The organism is Gordonia sp. (in: high G+C Gram-positive bacteria) (genome assembly GCF_049299075.1).
GTDB lineage: Bacteria > Actinomycetota > Actinomycetes > Mycobacteriales > Mycobacteriaceae > Gordonia.
Genome location: NZ_JBAQWU010000224.1, coordinates 1 through 4578, shown reverse-complemented (window position 1 = coordinate 4578; position 4578 = coordinate 1). Strand labels below are relative to the sequence as shown.

Genomic DNA, 4578 nt, shown 5'->3' with positions numbered 1-4578 from the left:
CTGAAATACACCTTCGCGCCGGGAGCGGTGTACTCCGACGGCAATCCGATGGTATGCGACGATATTGTGCTCGCGGCGGCCGCGATGGGCGGTAAGGTGCGCGGTTTCACGGCGGCCACCACCGCGGGATACCGGGATATCGCCGACGTTGCCTGCACACCGGGCGCCACCACCGCCACGGTGACCTTCGGCCGCGGTCGTGACTACGCCCAGTGGCCGGCGCTGTTCGGTGTCGGCGCGCTGGTGCCCTCGCACATCGTGGCGCGGCGGTCCGGTGTCACCGACCTGGTCGGCGCCTTGGGCTCGCGTGATCAGGAAGCGATCGACAAGATTGCGACCGCCTGGAACACGGGGTTTGCGTTGGAGCCGGGCAAACAGATCGATCCGATGGACTTTCCGTCCGCCGGTCCGTACCGGGTGGACACCTACACCGTCGATGGCGGCATGGAACTCGTCGCCAACGACACATGGTGGGGCGAGCAGCCCGCCACGCCGCGCATTGTGGTCTGGCCGCGGGGGACTGCGGGGTCCACAGCTGTCAGCGACGGCCGGATAGAGGTGCTCGACACCGCTGACCAACAGGCTGCCGACCAGGTGGCCGGCCGGGCTGTGGCCGCCTACGACGGGTCGGAGAACCGGAGCGGTTCCCGTGACCCGCGGCCACTGTCGGTGACGCAACTGATGCCCGCAGCGCGCGGCATCATGGCCGACCCGGCCGTGCGCCGCGCCTTCGCGCAGTGCGTCCCGCGTGACAATCTCGCTCGGCGCTTCGGGGCCAACGGGGTGGTCTGGTCAGTGCGCACCGTGGCCCCGGGTGACGCCCTGGGCAGTGCGCTCAATGGGCAGTTCGCGCGGCGCTATCCACGAGCCGATGTCCGTCGCGCCAAGGAACTGATCGATCAGCGACCGGCCGGTGACGACGGCATTCCCGCCCCGGCGGTCACCGTGCGACTGGGCTATCTCGGTCCGGACGCGGTGGGCAAGGCGGTCGCTGAGACGATCGCAGGTTCCTGCGCGGCCGCGGGAATTACCGTGACCGACGTGAGCGGCCCGACCATCGGCCCGGCCGCGCTGGGGACCGAAGTGGACGTTCTGTTGACCAACGGCCCGACCGGCCGTGCGGCGGCCGGGACGGCCTCCGGTTTTCCGGCCGCCTACCAGCTTTTCGCCGGGGACCCGCTGAACGTGTCGAACTTCCGGAACGATCGGGCGTCCGGCGCGATCAACGATCTCTCGCTGACGCAGAGCGACAGTGCACGCTTGCCGTTGGCGCGGATCGCTGAGGAAGCGGCGTGGGATGGTTTGGCGTCGATCCCGCTCTATGGCAGCGTCCGCTTCCGCGAGAACACCGGCGGCGTCGACCGGGTGGTGCCCGGTCTGGCACAGACCGGTACCGGCTGGAATATGGATCGCTGGGTGCGGTCGTGACCAGCGCGGCGCTCGACCGCGCCCGCTCGGCGATCACCGCACACACCCGGCGGGTCGATGACTTCCCGGTTCCCGGCGTGTGCTTCAAAGATCTGACACCCGTTCTGGCCGATCCGGAGGGTCTGGATGCGGTGATCGCGGCGATGGCCGAAATGTGTGTCGGTGCCGACTACATCGCGGGTATCGATGCGCGCGGCTTTCTGCTCGGCGGCGCCATCGCGCGGGAACTGGGAATCGGTGTGCTCGCGGTGCGCAAGGGCGGCAAACTTCCGCCCCCGGTCATCAGCGTCGACTACCAACTCGAGTACGGCAGTGCCCGGTTGGAGATGCCCGCCAGTGGAATCGCCCTGAACGGACGTCGGGTGGCGGTCGTCGACGACGTCCTGGCCACCGGCGGCACCTTGCGGGCCGCGGCGGATCTCCTGACCGTCGCCGGTGCCCGGGTGTGCGGTATGGCCGTCATCATGGAGTTGGTGGGCCTCGGTGGACGCGAGCGCCTCGCCGCCGGTCTGGGCGAGACGATCGTGGTCCACACGCTCTGCGCTGGGTAGTGGGGACTAAGCCGTGGCTGACGCCACGGCACCGACCCACCGCAGCTAAGCTGCAGGCATGAGTGAGGCGGAGACCGGACGGCGTCCGGACGACGGCGGAGCGCCCCTGAGTTCACGGCGGGTCCGCGCCCGGTTGGCTCGCCGGATGACGGCCGCGGCCCGCGGGCCGATCGATCCGGTACTGGAGCCGCTCGTCGCCCTGCATCGGGACGTCTACCCGAAGGCCGACGTCGCAATCCTGCAACGCGCGTACGACATCGCCGCCACCCACCACGAAGGTCAGTTCCGCAAGTCCGGCGACCCGTACATCACGCATCCGCTGGCCGTCGCCAGTATCTTGGCCGACCTGGGCATGGACACCATTACCCTGGTTGCCGCACTGCTGCACGATACCGTCGAGGACACCGGCTACGCGCTCGATCAGCTGGTCGCGGACTTCGGGCCCGAGGTGGCCCACTTAGTCGACGGTGTCACCAAGCTCGACAAGGTGGCACTGGGTAGTGCCGCCGAGGGCGAGACGATCCGCAAGATGATCATTGCGATGGCCCGTGACCCGCGGGTCCTGGTGATCAAGGTGGCCGACCGCCTGCACAATATGCGCACCATGCGCTTCCTCCCGCCGGAGAAGCAAGCACGTAAGGCCCGAGAGACCCTGGAGGTGATCGCACCGCTGGCGCACCGTCTGGGCATGGCGACGGTCAAATGGGAGCTCGAAGACCTTTCTTTCGCGATCCTGCACCCGAAACGGTACGAAGAGATCGTGCGTTTGGTCGCCGACCGGGCGCCCAGCCGCGACACCTACCTGGCGCGCGTGCGCAGTGACCTGAATAATGCGCTGGGCGCGTCCCGCATCAGTGCGACCGTCGAGGGCCGTCCCAAGCACTACTGGTCGATCTATCAGAAAATGATCGTCAAAGGCCGGGACTTCGACGACATCCACGACCTCGTCGGTATGCGCATTCTGTGCGACGACGTCCGCGACTGCTATGCCGCGGTCGGCGTGGTCCACTCGCTGTGGCATCCGATGGCGGGGCGATTCAAAGATTACATCGCTCAGCCGAGCTTCGGTGTCTACCAGTCGCTGCACACCACGGTGATCGGCCCGGAGGGCAAACCGCTCGAAGTGCAGATCCGCACACACGAGATGCACCGCACCGCAGAGTTCGGAATCGCGGCGCACTGGCGGTACAAAGAAGGCCGAAAAGGTAAGGGGCGCAAGCCTGTTGACGGTGCTGAGGTCGACGACATGGCGTGGATGCGCCAATTGCTCGACTGGCAGCGGGAAGCCGCCGACCCGGGGGAGTTCCTCGAGTCGCTGCGCTATGACCTGGCGGTCAAGGAAATCTTCGTCTTCACCCCGAAGGGCGACGTAGTGACCCTGCCGACCGGCTCCACTCCGGTCGACTTCGCGTATGCGGTGCACACCGAAGTGGGCCATCGCTGCATTGGAGCCCGCGTAAACGGCCGCCTGGTGGCGCTCGAACGCCCGTTGGAGAACGGCGAAGTGATCGAGGTTTTCACCTCCAAAGACGAGAACGCTGGGCCGAGTAAGGACTGGCAGAGCTTTGTCGTCTCGCCGCGCGCCAAAGCCAAAATACGGCAATGGTTCGCCAAGGAGCGGCGTGAGGAAGCGCTGGAAGCGGGGAAGGACGCGATCCTCAAAGAGGTCCGTCGCGGCGGACTTCCATTGCAGCGACTGCTCTCGGCCGATTCAGTGAATGCGCTCGCCAAAGAACTCGGCTACAGCGATGTGGACGGGCTCTACACCGCTGTCGGTGAGCACAATCTCACGGCAGGCCGCGTCGTGCATCGCTTGGTCGCCATGCTCGGCGGGGTGGAAAGTGCCGAGGAAGAGCTGGCCGAGCGGGCCACCCCGTCGACCATCACCCCGGCGCCGCGCCGGCCCAGCGGCGACTGCGGTGTGCGGGTCGAAGGCGTCGACAACATCCTTATCAAACTGGCCAAATGCTGTACCCCGGTGCCCGGCGACGAGATCCTCGGCTTCGTCACCCGCGGGGGTGGTGTGAGCGTCCACCGCAGCGACTGCACCAACGCCGGGGCGCTGCGCGCGCAGGAAGAACGACTGGTTCCGGTCATGTGGGCGCCGAGTTCGTCGTCGATCTTCCTGGTGGCCATTCAGGTGGAGGCGCTCGATCGCCACCGACTACTGTCCGACATCACCCGGGTGCTGGCCGATGAGCGCGTCAACATCCTGTCCGCGACGGTGCAGACCGGTCGCGATCGGGTGGCGATCAGCAAGTTCACCTTCGAGATGGGCGACCCCAAACACCTCGGTCATGTGTTGAACGTGGTGCGCAATGTGGAAGGCGTCTACGACGTCTACCGCGTCACCTCGGCCGCCTGAGCCTGTCGGTCCGCCCGCGGGTCAGCCCTGATCGACGGTCACGCCGGTGATGATCACCGGATTCTTCGGCACGCCGCCTTCCAGCGGCGCGCCGTCCTTCGGCGCGGTTGCGCCCGGACCCCGGGCGATACCAGCGGCGATCACCTTGTCGAGCACTGGTTGCGCGGCGGCGTCGACGCTGCCGATCACCGAGTAGTTCGGCAGCAGCGGGGTGTCTTTGAGGAAGATATACAT

Annotated in this window: 3 protein-coding genes and 1 pseudogene; 3 read left to right on the top strand and 1 reads right to left on the bottom strand. The window is 67.0% G+C overall.

Annotated features, from left to right (window positions below; translation table 11 throughout):
* From WAW85_RS07030 to WAW85_RS07020, 3 genes are all read left to right on the top strand, one after another.
* The coding region (locus tag WAW85_RS07030) for an ABC transporter substrate-binding protein (RefSeq protein ID WP_422558910.1) at positions 1 to 1428 on the top strand (1428 nt) is incomplete at its 5' end.
* A complete protein-coding gene (locus WAW85_RS07025; protein WP_422558911.1) occupies positions 1413 to 1979 on the top strand; it encodes an adenine phosphoribosyltransferase in 567 nt (188 codons plus the stop codon). The genes WAW85_RS07030 and WAW85_RS07025, both read left to right, overlap by 16 nt.
* Positions 1980 to 2037: 58 nt before the next feature.
* Positions 2038 to 4344: a RelA/SpoT family protein gene (locus WAW85_RS07020; protein WP_422558909.1), complete on the top strand. Its 2307-nt coding sequence runs from the start codon at positions 2038 to 2040 to the stop codon at positions 4342 to 4344.
* Between the two features lie 21 nt (positions 4345 to 4365).
* Here WAW85_RS07020 and WAW85_RS07015 read toward each other — a convergent pair.
* Positions 4366 to 4578: pseudogene (locus tag WAW85_RS07015) on the bottom strand (hypothetical protein); the annotation flags it as partial.

What these genes read in the sequence shown, in the direction of transcription:
- WAW85_RS07020 (WP_422558909.1), top strand. Translation starts at nt 2,038, where the DNA reads ATGAGTGAGGCGGAGACCGGACGGCGTCCGGACGACGGCGGAGCGCCC.